Source organism: Marinobacter zhanjiangensis, assembly GCF_014651935.1.
GTDB lineage: Bacteria > Pseudomonadota > Gammaproteobacteria > Pseudomonadales > Oleiphilaceae > Marinobacter > Marinobacter zhanjiangensis.
This window is the reverse complement of the sequence record NZ_BMXV01000002.1, coordinates 241519-259066: the sequence shown is the minus strand read 5'-3', so window position 1 is coordinate 259066 and position 17548 is coordinate 241519. Positions and strand designations below refer to the sequence as shown.

14 protein-coding genes are annotated in these 17548 nt (G+C 61.3%); 11 read left to right on the top strand and 3 right to left on the bottom strand.

The window, feature by feature from the left end; all coding sequences use genetic code 11:
- The first annotated feature begins 43 nt into the window (after positions 1-43).
- The 5 genes from IE079_RS04645 (at position 44) to IE079_RS04625 (ending at position 7392) form a co-directional block, all read left to right on the top strand.
- Positions 44-547, top strand: a complete 504-nt coding sequence (locus tag IE079_RS04645) for a hypothetical protein (protein WP_189573569.1) — start codon at positions 44-46, stop codon at positions 545-547.
- Between the two features lie 38 nt (positions 548-585).
- Positions 586-4101 (top strand): hybrid sensor histidine kinase/response regulator, encoded by a 3516-nt coding sequence (locus IE079_RS04640; RefSeq protein ID WP_189573566.1) that lies wholly within the window; start codon positions 586-588, stop codon positions 4099-4101.
- Positions 4098-5750, top strand: coding sequence for a tetratricopeptide repeat-containing response regulator (locus tag IE079_RS04635; protein WP_189573562.1), 1653 nt, complete (start codon positions 4098-4100; stop codon positions 5748-5750). The genes IE079_RS04640 and IE079_RS04635 overlap by 4 nt, the downstream gene beginning before the upstream one ends.
- Entirely contained in the window at positions 5743-6462 is a 720-nt protein-coding gene (locus tag IE079_RS04630; protein WP_189573557.1) for a sensor histidine kinase, read from the top strand. The genes IE079_RS04635 and IE079_RS04630 overlap by 8 nt, the downstream gene beginning before the upstream one ends.
- A 180-nt stretch (positions 6463-6642) precedes the next feature.
- On the top strand, positions 6643-7392 hold the full coding sequence (locus IE079_RS04625; RefSeq protein ID WP_189573552.1) for a response regulator: 750 nt from the start codon (positions 6643-6645) through the stop codon (positions 7390-7392).
- A gap of 128 nt (positions 7393-7520) precedes the next feature.
- On the opposite strand, the gene ttcA is transcribed toward IE079_RS04625, so the two are convergent.
- Positions 7521-8432 (bottom strand): tRNA 2-thiocytidine(32) synthetase TtcA, encoded by a 912-nt coding sequence (ttcA, locus tag IE079_RS04620; protein ID WP_189573546.1) that lies wholly within the window; start codon positions 8430-8432, stop codon positions 7521-7523.
- Positions 8433-8562: 130 nt separating this feature from the next.
- Between ttcA and IE079_RS04615 the strand changes: the two genes are divergently transcribed.
- Positions 8563-9243 (top strand): DNA-J related domain-containing protein, encoded by a 681-nt coding sequence (locus IE079_RS04615; protein ID WP_189573544.1) that lies wholly within the window; start codon positions 8563-8565, stop codon positions 9241-9243.
- Positions 9237-10259, top strand: coding sequence for a polysaccharide deacetylase family protein (locus IE079_RS04610; protein ID WP_189573541.1), 1023 nt, complete (start codon positions 9237-9239; stop codon positions 10257-10259). Before IE079_RS04615 ends, IE079_RS04610 begins: the two co-directional genes overlap by 7 nt.
- A 16-nt stretch (positions 10260-10275) precedes the next feature.
- Here IE079_RS04610 and IE079_RS04605 read toward each other — a convergent pair whose 3' ends face one another.
- Both IE079_RS04605 and IE079_RS04600 read right to left on the bottom strand, forming a co-directional pair.
- The gene (locus IE079_RS04605; protein ID WP_189573538.1) at positions 10276-11730 is read right to left on the bottom strand and encodes an SLC13 family permease; all 1455 of its coding nucleotides are present in this window, start codon (positions 11728-11730) and stop codon (positions 10276-10278) included.
- A gap of 46 nt (positions 11731-11776) precedes the next feature.
- On the bottom strand, positions 11777-12106 hold the full coding sequence (locus tag IE079_RS04600) for a TraR/DksA family transcriptional regulator (protein ID WP_189573534.1): 330 nt from the start codon (positions 12104-12106) through the stop codon (positions 11777-11779).
- Between the two features lie 158 nt (positions 12107-12264).
- Between IE079_RS04600 and IE079_RS04595 the strand changes: the two genes are divergently transcribed.
- From IE079_RS04595 to IE079_RS04580, 4 genes are all read left to right on the top strand, one after another.
- On the top strand, positions 12265-14001 hold the full coding sequence (locus tag IE079_RS04595) for a diguanylate cyclase domain-containing protein (protein WP_189573531.1): 1737 nt from the start codon (positions 12265-12267) through the stop codon (positions 13999-14001).
- A gap of 48 nt (positions 14002-14049) precedes the next feature.
- Entirely contained in the window at positions 14050-14823 is a 774-nt protein-coding gene (locus tag IE079_RS04590; RefSeq protein WP_189573515.1) for an SDR family NAD(P)-dependent oxidoreductase, read from the top strand.
- A 186-nt stretch (positions 14824-15009) separates the two neighbouring features.
- On the top strand, positions 15010-16266 hold the full coding sequence (locus tag IE079_RS04585) for an ABC transporter substrate-binding protein (protein ID WP_189573512.1): 1257 nt from the start codon (positions 15010-15012) through the stop codon (positions 16264-16266).
- Positions 16267-16297: 31 nt separating this feature from the next.
- Complete coding sequence (locus tag IE079_RS04580; protein WP_189573509.1) at positions 16298-17548, top strand: ABC transporter substrate-binding protein; 1251 nt, start codon at positions 16298-16300, stop codon at positions 17546-17548.

The window sequence follows — 17548 nt, the reverse complement described above, 5'->3', positions numbered from 1 at the left end:
ACGGGCCTCCTATTCAGGAGGCCCGTTTTTTTAAGGAAACACTATGTTCTGGAATCTTGTCGCAACCGTTGTCTGTGGTCTGGCAGCCGCGGGCATTGCCATGACCATCCGTGCGGCGACCGCCAAAAAGGCCCCCCGCTGGCTGATCCCGGTGTTCGCCGGGCTGGGCATGATGGGCTATCAGATCTATATGGAATACAACTGGTACGACCAGATGACCGCCCGCATGCCGGCGGAATCCGTGGTCGTGGCCACCGAATCGAAGGCGGAGTTCTGGCGCCCCTGGAGCTTCGCGTTCCCCCAGATCAATCGCATCACGGTGCTGGATACCAGCAGCATCACCCGCAACCGGGCCAACCCTGATACCGTTCGCTTCCAGCTCTACTATTTCCGGCAGACCTATGGTGACCGTGTCTCCAGAGGAAGCTGGTTGCTGAACTGCCCCAGCCGCGAACTGGTGGCCCTGAACGAAGACGGCAGCCCGAATACCAGCGAGGCCCGTCGCCTGGGAACGGACGAGACCCTGCTGCAGGAAGTATGCGACTGAACCTGTCAATGCCCCTCTACACCAGGGAGTAACCGGAGATGATCAGTGTCTGGCTGCTGGTAGTCATTTCCATTGCCTACATCTCCCTGCTGTTCGCGGTTGCCTGGGCCGGTGACCGTCACCCGGGCCTTTACCGGAACCGGATTGCCCGGCGCCATATCTACGCTCTGTCGCTGGCGGTCTACTTCACCTCCTGGACCTTCTACGGCGCCGTGGGTCGCGCCACCCAGGAAGGCTTCGGTTTCCTGCCGATCTATCTCGGCCCGCTGCTGGTATTTCTGTTCGGTACGCCGCTGTTGCGGCGGATCATTACCATCAGCAAGCGCAGCAACAGCACCTCGATTGCCGACTTTATTGCCTCCCGCTATGGTAAATCCCAGTCACTGGCGGCACTGATCGCCATCTTCGCCCTGGTCGGCAGCGTGCCCTATATTGCCCTGCAGCTGAAAGCCATTTCCCTGGGCTTCAGCGTGCTGTCCGAGAGCGGCGCCGGGAACTCGGTGCATCAGGCCGCCTGGAGCGATTCCGCCTGGTATATCACCCTGGTACTGGCGGCATTCACGGTGCTGTTCGGCACCCGGCATCTCGAGTCCACGGAACATCACCGGGGCATGATCCAGGCCGTGGCCTTCGAGTCAGTGATCAAACTGGTGGCTTTCGTGGCCGTGGGGCTGTTCGTTGGCTATGGCATGTTCGGCGGGTTTGGCGACCTGCTGAGCCGCGTGCAGAGCGCCGACCTGGTAGGCCAGCTGACCTGGGATGGCGTGGAAGCACCTGCCTTCATCACCCAGACCATTGTGGCCATGCTGGCGATCCTGTGTCTGCCACGGCAGTTTCACGTCATGGTGGTGGAAAACGCCGACTACCGGGATTTCAACACCGCACGCTGGGCCATGCCGGCCTACCTGATGATCGCCAGCGCCTTCGTACTGCCCATCGCAGCTGCCGGACTGCTTCACTCCGGCACCGAGGGCGTCAACCCGGACATGCTGATCCTCACCCTGCCGATTGTGGAGGAACAGACGTGGCTGGCCATACTGGCCTTCCTCGGGGGCGGCTCCGCAGCCGCCGCCATGGTCATTGTGTGCTCGGTGGCCATCGCCACCATGGTCAGCAACGAGATCGTCATGCCGGGGCTGCTCAAGTTCTTTCAACCCCGCATGAGCCGGCGGGCGGATCTCAGCCGCCTGCTGCTGAGCATCCGCCGGGTGACCATCTTCCTGGTGCTGATGACCGCCTATGGCTTCTACCGCCTTGCCGGTGCCGACTACAGCCTGACCGCCTTCGGCCTGCTTTCCTTTGCCGCAGCAGCCCAGTTCGGGCCGTCCCTGATCGGCGGCATCCTCTGGCGACGGGGAAACTACAACGGCGCCATCTGGGGCCTGGCCCTGGGCTTTGCCATGTGGTGTTATACCCTGCTGATTCCGGCCCTCGCCTCTACCGGCTGGCTCGGCGACACCCTCATCGATCAGGGGCTGTGGGGCCTGAGCTGGACCCGTCCCACCGCCCTGCTGGGTCTTGAGCTGGACCCCACCAGCCACGGCATCGTCTGGTCCCTGGGCATCAACACCCTGGTCTACGTGCTGCTGTCCCTGACCACCCGCCAGCGGGTACGGGAAAAGATCCAGATCGCCTCCTTCTTTCACGAGCCCGATCCACGGGCGGAGACCTCCCAGCAGCAGGTCTGGCAGGGCGAAGTACTCACCGCCGACCTGCAGGCGCTCACGGAACGGTTTATGGGTGAGGAACGGGCCAAGGCACTGTTCACCAACTACGAACGTCGTAACGCCATGCGGCTGTCACCACAACGGCCGGCCAGCAGCCATCTGATGCGCCATATCGAGCGTCAGCTGGCATCGGTGATCGGCGCTTCCACTGCGAGGGTAGTGCTGGAGTCCACGCTCACCGGCCGCGACATGCAGATCGAAGATGTAGTCAGCATCGTCGATGAAGCCTCCCAGGCCATGACCTTCAGCCGCGAGTTACTGCAGTCTGCCATCGAAAACGTGAGCCTGGGGGTTTCCGTGGTCAATCACCAGCAGCAGCTGGTGGTGTGGAATCGCCGTTACCTGGAGCTGTTTTCCTATCCCAAGGGCTATGTGCGGACCGGAAGACCGGTGCAGGATCTTATGCGGTACAACCTGACCAGCGCGAACCTGCCAGCCCGGCGTATCGATGAAATCATCGAGCACCGGTGCAACGCCATGAGGCAGGGACGCCCCATGTCCAACGAGCGGCACCGCCCGGACGGCACGGTGCTGAAGATCGAGGGCAGTCCGATTCCCGGCGGTGGCTATGTCACCACCTTCCAGGACATTACCGCCATGCGCCGGACTGAGCAGGCGCTCAAGGAAACCAATATCTACCTGGAGCAAAGGGTCAAGGAGCGCACTCAGGAGCTGCAGGTCATCAACGAACAGATGCTGAAAGCCAAGTCAGTGGCGGAGCAGGCCAACCAGAGCAAGACCCGCTTCCTGGCGTCCGCCAGCCATGATCTGCTGCAGCCCCTGAACGCCGCGCGCCTGTTCGCCTCGGCCCTGCAGAACAAGGTGATCACCGATGAGGCCCGGGAGCTGGCCAGCCACCTGGATAGCTCCCTGGGCGCCGCCGAGGAAATCATCAGCACCCTGCTGGACATCTCGAAGCTTGACGCGGGAGCCCTGGAGCCGGATATCACCAGCTTCCCGGTGAATGACATGCTGCGCCACCTGGCCACCGAGTTCAGTGCCATCGCCGCCGAGCAGAATCTCACCCTCACCGTTGTGCCCAGCTCCACCTGGGTAACCTCGGATGCCAAACTGCTACGGCGGGTGGTGCAGAATTTCCTGTCCAATGCCATCCGCTATTCGGAGAGTGGTGGCCGCATCCTCATGGGCTGTCGTCGCCTCAAGGGCTATCTGCGCATCGAGGTATGGGATACCGGCCCCGGCATTCCGGAAGACCAGCTGGCCCACATCTTCGAGGAGTTCCGGCGCCTGCGTCAGGGTCGTGACAAGAAGGGCCTGGGTCTGGGGCTGGCCATTGTCGACCGCATCAGCGGGATGCTGGGCCACCCGGTCAACGTCCACTCTCAGGTCGGCCGGGGCAGCACCTTCACGGTCACCGTGCCGAGGGCAGCACCGCAGCAGCGGCAGGCCCCGCCCGCCCCCAGCCGCAGCGGCAGCCGTGGCTTGTCGGCACTGAAGGGGTTGCATGTCCTGTGTATCGACAATGACCCCCACATACTGGAGGGCATGCAGGCGCTGCTGGGCAACTGGGACTGCCGCGTCACCACTGCCCTCAGCCTGGAAGGTGCACGGCAGGCACTGGCCGGCGAAATACCCGACATGATGCTCGGGGACTACCAGCTCGATGATGACCGCAACGGCCTGGATGCCATGGACAGCCTGAGGACGGATTTCGATCAACCGGTACCGGGAATACTGATTACCGGCTATCTTGGTGAGGAAGCCCGTGAAGATGCCAGCCATCGTGGCTACCATATTCTCTACAAACCAGTTAAGCCCGCCGCACTCCGGGCTCTGGTCAACAAACTGATCAAGAAGCGCTCATGAATAACCCGTTCGGTGAAACCAGCGTCCCCGCCAGCTTCAGGAAACTCAGCTTTCTGGTGGTGGATGACTTCGAAAACTTCCGCAATTCCATGCGCCAGATGCTGCGCTCCATGGGGGCAGACAAGATTGATATGGTCCACAATGGTTCCGTTGCGGTGCAGCGCTGCGCCTACGACCATTTCGACGTGCTGTTGTGCAATTACAACCTGGGTGACGGCAAGAGTGGCCAGCATGTGCTGGAGGAATTGCGCCACCGCAAGTTGCTTCGGCATTCCTCGCTGTTTCTGATGGTGACGGCGGAAACCTCCCGGGAAATGGTAATGGGCGCCCGGGAATATCACCCGGACGCCTATCTCACCAAGCCCATCAACCAGGCCATGCTGTCCAAACGTCTCGGTGCCCTGGCGGAGCGCCGGGAGGCCCTGCTGCCAATCACCAAAGCCATGGACCTGGAGGACTATCCCGAGGCGATACAGCAATGTCACGCCCTGTTGCCTCATCACCATCGCCATCGCTCCTGGATCTACAAGACTCTGGCGGAGCTTTACATAAAGGTGGGTGACTATGGCCAGGCTCGCAGGATCTACGACGAGATTCTGGACCAGCGCTCCCTGTCCTGGGCACGGCTCGGCAAGGCCCGCGTCATGGTCGCCGAGGGCTTCCATGACGAGGCCATCACCGCGCTGCGATCGCTGATCGAAGACCACCCTGATCTCCTGGAAGCCTACGACCTGTTGTCGGAAAGCCTGCAGCGCACCGGCAAGCCCGGCCAGGCCCAGAAGATCCTGCAACGGGCGGCGGAACTCTCACCCAATGCCCTGCTGAGGCAACGGGACCTGGCAAAACTGGCCACCCAAAACCATGATATTGACACCGCCACCGACGCCTGGCGCCGCACAGTCAACCTGGGCACCTGGTCGGTTCACGACAACCCCGACCATCATCTGGAACTGGGTCGCTCCCTGACCGACCTGAGCGAAGGCGATCCCACCGGCGAAGGCAAGGAATACGCCGACGAGGCGGTGAATGTGCTCAAGAATCTGGAGCGCAGGTTTCCTGAAACACCGGATATCGGACCCCGCTCGATGCTGGTCCGTGCCCGTATCGTGGCGGCCCGGGGTAACCGCACCAAGGCCATGGCCTTCCTGGAAAAGGCCCGGGAGGCGTTACCGGAGGACAGTCTGTCCGCCGACGCCGGGCTCGACCTGGCCAAGACCATGTACCGGGTCGGCCAGAACCGTGAGGCCGAGCAACTGCTGGGGACTCTGGCCCAGAAGTTCGAAGGGCAGACCGACATCATCGAACAGATTGAAAGCCTGATTGACGAACCGGTCGGCCTGCAGCAGAGGTTGCAGGCCCGAACCCAGAACCGTGAGGGTATACAGGCCTACGAAAAGGGTGCCCTGGGGGAAGCGGCCCGGCATTTCGAGCAGGCGCTGGATGTGGTACCCAATCATGCCGCTCTCAATCTGAACCTGATCCAGATACGCATGAAACAACTGGACAGCAAGGATACGACCATCAACCCACAGCACGCCGTTGCCCAGTGCCGTCGCTGCATGGATGCCCTGGAGAACCTGCCCCCCCAGCATCGCCAGTACCGTCGCTATCAGGCCATGAAACGAAAGGTGGAGAATCTGAATGAGTGATCAGTCGCACTCCGGCGCCAACAACCGGCGCGAGATCGAAGTTCCGGACTTTTCCATGGTCATCGCCTCCGCGGTGCATGACATGAAAAACTCCCTGGGCATGCTGCTCAGCACTCTGGACGACCTGAGAAAGGAACAACAGGGGTCACCGGAAGAGCACCCCAAGCTGAACATTCTCCAGTACGAGGCGGAACGGGTTCACAGCGACCTGGTACAGTTACTGGGGGTCTACCGACTGGGGGAACAACGACTCTCCGCACACAGTGATGAGCACTATGTGGGCGATTTCCTCAACGAGCAGCTTGCCCGCCACCAGGCACTGCTGGACGGTTACGGTATCGACTACGAGATCGTGGCGGATGACAGTGCGGTGGGCTTCTTCGACGCTGAACTGATCGCTGGTGTTATTACCAGCTCCCTCAACAATGCCATTCGCTACACCCGCAGCCGGCTGCGCCTGGGCGCCCGGGAGCAGGATGGCTGGCTGGTGATCAGCATCGAGGATGACGGCAATGGCTATCCGCAATCCATGCGGGAAACCGGCGAGGCACTGCTGCGTGCCCCCGACTTCAGCACCGGCTCCACCAGCCTTGGCCTCTATTTCGCCTCCGCCATTGCCAACCTGCATCACAACGGCGGCCGGCGGGGTCAGATCCGGCTTCACAATGATGGCGAACTGGGCGGTGGCGTGTTCGAGGTATGGCTGCCCTGAAGGACCCTGTAACACGCTGCCAGCGGGTGGGGGCAGCTTTCACCGACCTGTGCCACAATTTGGCAACCGGCTACTTGAATTGCCCGTCAGCGCCCATTAACGTGTGGCGAGCCCTCAAGGATCCGCTAACGCTGCACATTGCAGCAACACGAGGGCCCTCGTACAGACAGGGAGAACACAATGCCCCGTGGCAACGCACTTATCGTCGATGATTCCTCCACCGCCAGGATCATCCTTGCCCGGCTGCTGGAAAAAGCCGATCTCACCAGCAAGGGCGCCAGCTCGGCTGAAGAAGCTCTGAGCATGGTGCAGCACGAGCACTTTGACCTGATCTTCCTGGACCACCTGCTGCCAGGCATGAATGGCTTCGAGGCTCTGGAAAAATTCAAGAGCCGACCGGACAGCAAGAATATCCCGGTGTTCATGTACACCTCCCAGAACGCCGACCGCTATCTGCAGGACGCCAAGGCCCGGGGCGCCGCCGGAGTGATCGGCAAGCAGGTGGAGCGGGAACAGCTGGTCCAGATGATCGACACCATCCTGGCCGACAGTGACGACGAGCAGGATTTTGCCACCACTGAGCTGAGCCCCTACCAGACTGTGGCCGACCAGTCCTACCTGCGACGCCTGACAGGCCGCCTGTCCACCCTGGAAATCGCCTACGAGGAAGCCAACGAGGACATCCGCGCCATGAAACAGCACATGGCCCGTGTGGACGCCCGGTTCCAGGAAGAACTGGAAACCCGTGTTGGCAGGATGCGCCGGCTATGGATGCTCACCACCCTGGTGTTCGTGCTGGTGGCCTTGTTCCTTGGCCTGCAGATCAACAGCGTGTCGGAAACCGTCGACGGGCTGAACACCCAGCTGGGCCTGATCAGCCAGATGATTGGCGGGCTGATGGAGCTGATTGGTGGCAATGGGGGTGGCTGAGCGCGGCATCAGGGCAGCCATTGGCCGCTATCTGGCGATGACAAAAGGGGCGACCAGTGGTCGCCCTTTTTTGGTGATGGACAGTTGGTGACGGACAGTTGGTGACGGAAAGCTCGCCCGGCTGACCGTCAGAGGTTGAGCACATCCAGACGGCCATAGTCCCGTTCCGGCTCGGCGGTCTGCACCGCCGGCTGGGACCCCGCCACTGAACGCCCATTCTCGAAGTCATACAGGCTGGTATCGGCCAGGTGCGAAGGCTCCACATTGCACATGGCCCGGAACATGGTTTCGATGCGACCGGGGTGCTGCCTGTCCCACTGCTGGAGCATGTCCTTGACCACCTGGCGCTGGAGATTCTCCTGGGAACCGCACAGGTTGCAGGGGATGATCGGGTATTCCTGCAGCGCCGCATAGCGGGCAATGTCCTTCTCGCGGCTGTAGGCGAGCGGACGGATCACCGTGTTACGGCCATCATCACTGAAAAGCTTGGGGGGCATGGACTTCATCCTGCCGCCGTAGAACATGTTCAGGAACAGGGTTTCCAGCATGTCGTCCCGGTGGTGGCCCAGGGCAATCTTGGTGATGCCATGTTCCTCGGCAAAGTTGTAGAGGATGCCCCGGCGCAGACGCGAACAAAGACCGCAGGTGGTCTTGCCCTCGGGCACCTTCTCTTTGACGATGCTGTAGGTGTCCTTCTCGATGATGTGGTATTCGATGCCCAGCTTTGACAGGTAGTCCGGCAGGACATGCTCCGGGAAACCCGGCTGCTTCTGGTCCAGGTTGACGGCAATCAGCTCGAAGTTCACCGGGGCGCTCTTCTGCAGATTCATCAGGATATCCAGCATGGTGTAGGAATCCTTGCCACCGGACAGGCACACCATCACCCGGTCACCGGATTCGATCATCCGGAAATCCTGGATGGCCTGCCCGGCGTCCCGCCGCAACCGTTTCTGGAGTTTGTTCATCTCCAGCTTGCGCTTGCGTTCGGCTTCGCTGGCCGGCGCCGTGGATACCGCTTCCGCCGTTGTCACATCAGACATAGAGAACCTGTGGTCATGGTTAATAAACAGGCGGCGATTATACCGGAGGCAACCCTTCCCCGTCAGGTTTCGCCAACCCGTAAAAGCCACGATACTTGGGATTGATTCACCGCTGGCATACCATGTTGCCATGACTCAGCCAAACAACACCCCCCATGACCATGCCCCGATGGATACCAGCAAGGCCACGCGCGAGGCACTGGAGGGCCATATCCAGCTGCTCGGTGCGGCAGTTGAGGCGTGCCTGCGCAAAGCCCGTGGCGGCCTGTCGGAACTGGAACTGATCCGGCAACTGCAGGCACCGCCCTGGCAGATTCTGGAAGCCGTGGACTATGCCAACCCGGCGGCCCTCTACCCGGTCCACTTTCTGCTGTTTCATGTGCTCTACCGTCTGCGGGACGAGCTGGCCGAAAGGGGTGAAACTTTGACCATTTCACCGCTGTCCATTTCACTGACAGAATCCGACGTGGTGTCAGGCACCGGCCTGCCCGACCGGGGTGACCCTCTGAGGGCCTTCTACCTCGACCTGAACCAGTACGAGATGCCGGAGAGCGACATCCTGCGCATGGTGGATGACTTCTGGGCCGGGCGTGTCAAACAGCACCCGGTACGGCAGAGCGCGGCAGACGCTGCCAGCGTACTGGGTTTCGACGCCCTGCCGGCCGACTTTTCGGTGGTCAAGCACCGTTTCCGTCGCGCCGTGATGCAATCCCATCCGGACCGGGGCGGCGATACGGAACAGGTCCAGCAACTGAACGAGGCGTTCGCCACTCTGCGCCATTACTTCCGCTACGGAGAGACCCCATGCTGAGCCGATATCTGACCACTGCCTCCCTTCTTGCCATCGCGGCCCTGCCGGCCAGAGCGGATCTGGTGGTACTCCAGTACCACCACGTCAGCGACCAGACCCCGGCCAGCACCAGCACCGAGGTGGACCTTTTCCGCAAGCAACTGGAGCGAATACAGCAACTGGAGCTGGAGGTGGTGCCGCTGGACTCAGCCACCAAAGCCGCTCTGGCGGGAGAGTTGAAGGACCAGCAGCAGGTGGCCATCACCTTCGACGACGCCTATGAATCGGTATGGAGCACGGCCATGCCGATGCTGGAGGAATCCGGCTACCCCTATACCATCTTCGTCAATACCCGGGCCGTTGGCAGCGAGGGCTACATGACCTGGGACCAATTGGCACAGGCCAGCCAGCAGCCGGGCGTAGTTATCGCTAACCACAGCCATGATCATGGTCACCTGCCGCAACGGCCGGAGGAAACCCGGGAACACTGGCGCCGGCGCGTCACAGACTCCCTGGACCAGGCCCAGAGCATGCTGCAGGACAGGCTGGGCGTGAACGAGCCGATGTTTGCCTACCCTTACGGTGAATATGACGCCGGTGTCGAAACGCTTGTGGAGGAGCGGGAGTGGTTCGGGTACGGCCAGCAGTCCGGCGCCATCGGTGCTGACTCCGACCCCGGGCGCCTGCCACGCTTTCCCATGGCGACGGCCTATGGCCAGCTGGAGAGTCTGGACAACAAGCTCCGCAGCCGGGCCCTGCCGGTGGACTTCAGCAAACTGCCGGATGGCATCGTGGCAGACAACCCGCCCCGGCTCACCCTGACCCTGCCGGAAGAACTGAACGCTTCCGCCCTCACCTGTTTTGCCTCCGGTCAGGGTCGCATTCCGGCGGATATCGAAGGTCAGACCGTATCAGTGCAGGCTCCCGAAGCATTCGACACCCGACGCTTTCGTTACAACTGTACCTATCCGGCGGGACAGGGCCGGTTCTACTGGTTGTCCCAGCAGTGGGTCGACCTGAGCCAGCCCGAGGACTGAACGCCCTGCGGGCCGACTACATGGAGAAGGCCACGCCCAGTAACAGGTAACCCAACAGGGTGACCAGCACAATGCCGATCAGGTTCAGTACCAGGCCGGCCCGTATCATATCGCTGATGGCAAGATGCCCACTGCCGAAGACGATGGCGTTCGGGGGCGTCGCCACCGGCATCATGAAGGCGCAACTGGCTGCAATCGCCGCCGGCACTGTCAGCAGCAGGGGCGAAACGCCCTGGCCTACCGCGAGCGCGCCAAGCAGCGGCAGAAAGGCGGCCGCGGTGGCGGTGTTGCTGGTAACCTCGGTCAGGAAGATGATCACCGCAACCACCAGCCCCACCATCAACAGGGCCGGCAATACCTCCAGCACGGACAGACTTGTAGCGATGGCCTCCGCCAACCCGGAACTGCTGATCACGCCGGCGAGTGCCAGGCCGCCACCGAACAGCAGCAATACACCCCAGGGCAGTTCCCGGGCAGTGTCCCAATCCATCAATGCCTGGCCGTCACGTTGCCCCGAACGCAGCAGGAACAGCATCACCGCGGCGAATATGGCGATCACCGTATCGCTCACCCACGACAGGGTATCCGCCAGCAGGGGCCGGAATATCCAGGCGGCAGCGGTCAGCCCGAACACAATAGCCACCCGTATTTCGGCCTGACTCATGGCCCCGAGAGTGCCGAGCTCTTCCCTGATCGCCTTGCCCGCGCTGGCGGAGCTGTCCATCCGGAAGTCCGTCCGGGTCAGCCACCACCAGATCACCAGCAACATCAGTAGCGAGATGGGCACGCCGATAATCATCCACTGGGCGAAGCCGACCGGAATATCCTGCTGATCTGTGAGATAAGCCGCCAGCAAGGCATTTGGCGGCGTACCGATCAGGGTCGCGATGCCGCCCACGCTGGCCGAGTAGGCAATTGCCAGCAGCAATGCCACCGAAAACCGGTGTCTGCTGTCATCATCCCCCGTGTCCATCATGCTCAGTACGGACAGACCGATGGGCATCATCATGATGGTAGTGGCGGTATTGGACACCCACATGCTCAGAAACGCGGTGGCCAGCATGAAGCCACCGATCTGGCGCCGGGGACTGGTGCCAACCATCAGCAGAATATGCAAGGCGATACGCCGGTGCAGGTTCCAGCGCTGCATGGCCAGCCCCAGGGTAAAACCACCCAGGAACAGGAATATGATCGGATTGGCGTAGGGCGTGGTGGCATCCCTGACCGTGCCCAGCCCCAGAGCCGGGATCAGCACGATGGGTACCAGCGAAGTTGCCGGTATGGGAATGGCTTCCGTGGCCCACCACGCGGCCATCAGCATCATCAGGCCCAGCGCCGCCCAGGCGGAACCGGACAGGTCGCCGGGCGGGGGCAGAATCAGGGTCACGGCCAGCAGAGCCAACCCGACAAACAGACCGATAAGCTGGCTTCGGGGCATTCTTTCGTCGGTATCGTCGCCTGTCTGGGACATAGTTCAAGACACTCCTTCCGGAACTGAAAGCACAGGTTGGCCGGAGCTACTCATCCTCCTCGGCGCAGCGCACGCACAGTGACGCCCAGGGCAGAACCTTCAGCCGCTCCGGGTTGATGGTGTTGCCGCAGCGCTGGCACAGGTCCCCTTCGCCGTCTTCCAGCCGGTCGAGAGCATGAATCACCTGCCGCAGCTCTTCCCGGACCTCGGACTCCAGGGAGTCAACCACCTCGTCATTCTGGCGTTGTACCGCCTGCTCGGAGAAATCCGCCTCCAGCTTGCCGTCCTCACGGTGCTGATGGGCCTCATAGCGCTCCAGCCGAGCAGTCAGTTCCTGCTTGAGGCGTTCCAGTTCTTCTTTACGGGTAGTGGCCATCAGGTTGGTACCTCCTGTTCGATGCCCGGAGAACGTAAAAGATTGCAAGCTTACCCCAAAGAATGGCTGAGCAATTGATAGCCGTCAAAATCCGTTCATCCAGGTGGCCACACACTAGTCTCAACCAAGGCAACAACGACAACCAGAGCGGAACCATCATGGCCAACCACCTTCCCATCGAGAGCATCATGCGATCCGGCAAACCGGTGCACTGTTCCCCGGAGACACCCTTACGTGAGGCAGCACGGCGGATGTCCGAGCATGCCTGCAGCTCGATCGTGATCATGGCAGATGGCCAACCGGTAGGGATCTGGACCGAACACGATGCCTTGCTGGTGAACTTTGCCGATCCGGATTCCATGCAACTGCCCATCGCCCGGTCCATGAGCACACCCGTGGCCACGCTCACCCCAGGCACCAGTATCGCCGAAGCCGCCATGCGTTTTCGCCGGGAGAATCTGCGACACTTTCTGGTTCAGGATGACCAGCACCAGATTATCGGCATCCTTACCCAGAGTGATATTGCCATGAACCAGGGCCTGGAGCCCTACCTGCGACTGCGTGAAGTGCACTCTGCCCTGCGCCAGAGCCCGCTGATGCTTGAGGGGCAACTGAAGCTGTCCGAGGCGGCCCGCCGCATGCACCGGACCCATCACGACGCGGCCCTGATCCTCTGCGACCAGAGTGGCGCCGGCGTGCTGACGGAACGGGATATACTGCGTTTCATCAGCAACTACCCCGGCGACACGCCCGTTTCCAGCCTGGCCAGCCGGCCGCTGCTGACCGTTGGCCAGGATGAACCGCTGATCCGGGCCAGGGATCTGCTTCTGGACAACCGTATCCGGCACCTGGGGGTGACCGACGACGAAGGCAACCTCACCGGCCTGCTGGGCTTCGCAGACCTGATCGCCGGGGCAGAACACATGTACCTGGAGGACCTGCGTGAGGCCCTGGAGCAACGTGACAAGGCGCTGGCCCAATCAAGGCAACACCTTCAGCTGGCCGAGCGGGTTATCGATGCCTCCCTGGAAGGCATCCTGATTACCGACCCGCAAATGCGCATCCAGTTCGTCAATCCGGCCTTTACCCAGCTCACCGGGTATCAGCCGGAAGAGGTGATTGGCCGAAGCCCCGCCATACTGTCGTCCGGTCGTCACGATACCGCCTTCTACCGCGCCATGTGGGAGACCCTGGAGCGTACCGGGTGTTGGCGCGGCGAAATATGGAACCGTCGCAAGACAGGTGAGCTTTTCCTGGAGCTGCTCACCATCACCGCTATCCGCGATGACGACGGCCAGGTCAGCCATTATGCGGGCCTGTTTACCGACATCACCCAGAACCGACAGAACGAGGAGCATATCCGTCAGCTGGCGTACTATGATGCCCTGACAGGTCTCCCCAACCGGCGACTGCTGGAAGACCGGCTGGAGCACGCCATTCGCCATGCCCACCGCAAGCAACAGATGCTGGCGGTCATGTTTATCGATCTGGACCATTTCAAGCAGGTGAACGACACTCATGGTCATGCCGTCGGTGACCTGTTGCTGACCGAACTGTCACGCCGGCTGAAAAGCTGCCTGAGGGAAGATGACACCCTGGCCCGGCTGGGTGGCGACGAGTTCATCGTATTGCTGCCGGAGCTGGAAAGTGTTGACCATGCCCGGCGTGTTGCCTCGCGCCTGATCGAGGTGAACGCGCGCCCTTACCGGCATGGCGACGCCCTGTTGCCAGTCGGTTCCAGTATCGGCATCAGCCTCTACCCCCTGGATGGCGAGGAAGTGGAACCATTGATGCAAGCCGCCGACGAGGCCATGTACCGGGCCAAGGCTGCCGGCCGAAACCGGTTCCGGCTGACCGGACCGGAGCCCGAGCAGACAGAGGTGGAGTCAGGTTAAGCCAGACCGGACAGCCACCAGACGCCGTAAACCAGAGGAGAACAAGGTATGACACGATTAAAGAACAAGGTAGCCATCATTACCGGAGGCAGCGGCGGCATCGGCAAGGTGACCGCCCGACGCTTTCTCGAGGAAGGCGCCAGCGTGGTGCTGGTGGACCTGAAGCAGGCGGATCTCGATACAGCAGCCGAGGAACTGAAGGACCTGGGCGACGTGCTCACGGTGGCCGCCGACGTATCACAGGAAGCCGACGTGGCGAGCTACGTCAGCAAGGCCATGGAGCGCTTCGGTCGCATCGACGTGTTTTTCAACAACGCGGGCATCGAGGGCAAGGTCGCCCCGATCACCGATCAGAAGATCGAGGACTTTGACCAGGTGCTGGCGGTGAATGTCCGGGGTCTGTTCCTCGGCCTGCAACAGGTTCTCAAGGTCATGCAGCAACAGGGCAGCGGCTCTGTTATCAACATGTCTTCTGTGGCGGGCCTGATGGGCAGTCCGGGGGTATCTCCCTATGTCGCCTCCAAACACGCCGTTGTTGGCGTCACCAAATCCGCCGCCCTGGAGATGGGGCCATTCGGCGTGCGGGTGAACTCGGTGCATCCCTCCCCCATCAACACCCGCATGATGAGATCTCTGGAAGAGGGTTTCCAGCCCGGCCACGGGGAAGAGGCCAAGGCTGCCCTCGAAAAGGATATTCCCCTCGGGCACTACGGTGAATCCATCGACGTCGCCAACCTGGTGCTGTTCCTGGCATCCGATGAGTCAACCTTTATCAGCGGCGCCCAGTACCGTGTGGATGGCGGTATGGGGGCTCACGGCTAGCACCTCATGCCGTGCCCTGCGTAATCCGGTTGCAATGACCGGGTTACGCTTGCTTACCGACAGTAACAGTCAGCCACAATTTGCCACGATGGTCACATTGCCAATCCTCCCGCCAGCGATAACACTGGTGTGCCGTCCGGGTATTTTGCATTTTTTGACAAATACAACAGAAAAGGTGATGTCTTTATGCCGATCAGGGTTCGTTCACTACCTGTCCTCCTCGCGTTATTACTGACCAGCCTGCCCGCGATGGCGGAGGTCCTGAAGCTCGGACTGAACTATCCCCAGTCGGGGCGTTACCAGGACCAGGGACTGCAACAACGCATGGGCGCTTTCCTGGCGGTGGAAGAGATTAATGCCGCGGGCGGTATTCTCGGGCGGCAGGTGGAGCTGGTCATCCGTAACACACGCGGTGATCCGGATCGTGGCGCTGCCAACACCGCTGACCTGATCGACAATCACGGCGTGGAAATGCTGTTTGGCGGATCCTCCTCTGCGGTGGCCATTGCCTCCGGCAGAGCCGCGAAAGAACGGGACCGGATCTATTTCGGCACCCTGACCTATTCCAACGCCACCACCGGCAGCGCGGGCCACACCCACATGTTCCGCGAGCCGTTCAATGCCTGGATGTCCGCCAAGGCGCTGGGCAGCTACCTGAGCGAGAATTTCTCCGACAAGAACTTCTTTTACATCACCGCCGACTACACCTGGGGCTGGTCGGTGGAAAAATCCCTGCGACAGTTCACCGGTACCGGAGATACCAGCCAGCACGCCGGCGTAACGACCCCTTTCCCCAATGCCCTGACCAGTGACTTCCAGGCTGCCCTTGAGGAAGCGGCCGCCAGTGATGCCGATGTGCTGGCAATGGTGCTGTTCGGCGACGACATGGTACGAGCCGTTAACATCGCCTACTCCATGGGCCTTCATGACAAGATGCAGATCGTGGTACCCAATATCACCCTGAGCATGGCCAACCAGGTCGGCCCCAGCATCATGGAAGGGGTAATCGGTGCCGCGCCCTGGGTCTGGAATCTTCCAGGCGAGGCAGGCTACGAACGTGGTCAGACCTTTGTGGACACTTTCTCCGGCCGCTACGAGATGCGTCCGTCATCGGCAGCGGCATCCGCCTACAGTATTGTCTACCAGTACAAGGATGCGGTGGAGCGCGCCGGAACCACCCGTACCGATGCGGTTATCAGGGCGCTTGAGGGCCACCGCTACACCTTTCTGAAGGACGAGCAACAATGGCGGGCGTTTGATCACCAGAACGTGCAATCCACCTATGTGGTACGAATCCGCCCACGTGAACAGGTGCTGGCCGACGAGTTCTCGAGCGACTACTTCGAAATCGTTCACACCCTGCCGGGTGCAGAAGCGGTACGAACCCTTGAGCAGTGGCAAGCCGACCGTCGCGAAGCTGGTATGCCCCTGACACTGCAGTAAAAACCCACCATGCAAGGAGATGGAAGACCACATGACCAAACGCTTTCTCATGGCTCTGGCGCTGCTCTGCGCCAGCCAGATCACCAGCGCACAGGACGTACTCAAGATCGGTTTGAACTACCCCGCCAGTGGCCGCTATGAATACCTGGGCCTGCAGCAACGGATGGGGGCTTTTCTGGCCGTTGATGAAATCAATGAAGCCGGGGGTGTCCTCGGACGACCTCTGGAGCTGGTGATCCGCAATACCCGGCTCGACCCCGGACAAGGCGCAGCCAATGTGCGGGAAATGGTGGACGAGGAAAATGTCCAGATGCTGTTCGGCGGGGTATCTTCGGCTGTCGCCATCGCAGCAGGCAAAGCCGCAAAGGAGAAGGACAGAATTTATTTCGGCACGCTCACCTATGCCAATGCCACCACCGGAGCCGCCGGCCACACCCACATGTTCCGCGAATCCTACAACGCCTGGATGACCGCCAGTGCCATGGGGCAGTACCTGTCCGAGCAGTTCCGGGATAAAGACTATTTCTACATTGCGGCCGACTATTCCTGGGGCCGCTCGGTGGAAAAGTCCATGCGCCGCGCATCCGGCACAGAAGACACCGAACGTCACCCCATCACCCGCACGCCCTTCCCCAATGCGACATCACGTGACTTCCAGGCCGCCCTCGAGCAGGCCGAAGCCAGTGATGCGGACGTGCTGGTGCTTATCCTCGGGGGCGGCGACATGGTCCGCGCGGTGAACATCGCCCACGACATGAATCTGAAGGACAGGATGCAGATCGTCTGGCCCAACACCAGCCTGGGGACGGCCCTGCAACTGGGGCCATCACTGATGGAGGGCATTATCGGTGCGGCGCCGTGGTTCTGGAACCTGCCCTATGAGAAGGACTACGAACGTGGCATCCGGTTCGTCGAGGCTTTTTCCCGGCAAAACGGCATGCGACCGTCATCGGCAGCGGCTTCGGCCTACAGTATTGTGTATCAGTACAGGGATGCCGTAGAGCGGGCCGGCACAACCAACACGGCCGATGTGATCAAGGCACTGGAGGGCCATCGCTACTCGTTACTGAAAGACGAACAGCAGTGGCGTACGTTTGATCACCAGAACGTCCAGTCGGTGTATCTTGTGCGCATGACCTCCCGGGAGGAGGTACTGGCAGACGAATACAACAGCGGCTTCTACGAGATCCTCGATACAGTGCCCGGGGAAAAGGCCGCCAGGACGCTGGAGCAGTGGCAGGAAGCCCGACGGGAGGCCGGCGCGCCCCTGACGCTGCAGTAA

Excerpts from the sequence above, each read along its gene's own strand:
- IE079_RS04645 (WP_189573569.1), top strand. The coding sequence starts at position 44 with ATGTTCTGGAATCTTGTCGCAACCGTTGTCTGTGGTCTGGCAGCCGCG.
- IE079_RS04640 (WP_189573566.1), top strand. The coding sequence starts at position 586 with ATGATCAGTGTCTGGCTGCTGGTAGTCATTTCCATTGCCTACATCTCC.
- IE079_RS04635 (WP_189573562.1), top strand. The coding sequence starts at position 4,098 with ATGAATAACCCGTTCGGTGAAACCAGCGTCCCCGCCAGCTTCAGGAAA.
- IE079_RS04630 (WP_189573557.1), top strand. The coding sequence starts at position 5,743 with ATGAGTGATCAGTCGCACTCCGGCGCCAACAACCGGCGCGAGATCGAA.
- IE079_RS04625 (WP_189573552.1), top strand. The coding sequence starts at position 6,643 with ATGCCCCGTGGCAACGCACTTATCGTCGATGATTCCTCCACCGCCAGG.
- ttcA (WP_189573546.1), bottom strand. The coding sequence starts at position 8,432 with ATGTCTGATGTGACAACGGCGGAAGCGGTATCCACGGCGCCGGCCAGC.
- IE079_RS04615 (WP_189573544.1), top strand. The coding sequence starts at position 8,563 with ATGACTCAGCCAAACAACACCCCCCATGACCATGCCCCGATGGATACC.
- IE079_RS04610 (WP_189573541.1), top strand. The coding sequence starts at position 9,237 with ATGCTGAGCCGATATCTGACCACTGCCTCCCTTCTTGCCATCGCGGCC.
- IE079_RS04605 (WP_189573538.1), bottom strand. The coding sequence starts at position 11,730 with ATGTCCCAGACAGGCGACGATACCGACGAAAGAATGCCCCGAAGCCAG.
- IE079_RS04600 (WP_189573534.1), bottom strand. The coding sequence starts at position 12,106 with ATGGCCACTACCCGTAAAGAAGAACTGGAACGCCTCAAGCAGGAACTG.
- IE079_RS04595 (WP_189573531.1), top strand. The coding sequence starts at position 12,265 with ATGGCCAACCACCTTCCCATCGAGAGCATCATGCGATCCGGCAAACCG.
- IE079_RS04590 (WP_189573515.1), top strand. The coding sequence starts at position 14,050 with ATGACACGATTAAAGAACAAGGTAGCCATCATTACCGGAGGCAGCGGC.
- IE079_RS04585 (WP_189573512.1), top strand. The coding sequence starts at position 15,010 with ATGCCGATCAGGGTTCGTTCACTACCTGTCCTCCTCGCGTTATTACTG.
- IE079_RS04580 (WP_189573509.1), top strand. The coding sequence starts at position 16,298 with ATGACCAAACGCTTTCTCATGGCTCTGGCGCTGCTCTGCGCCAGCCAG.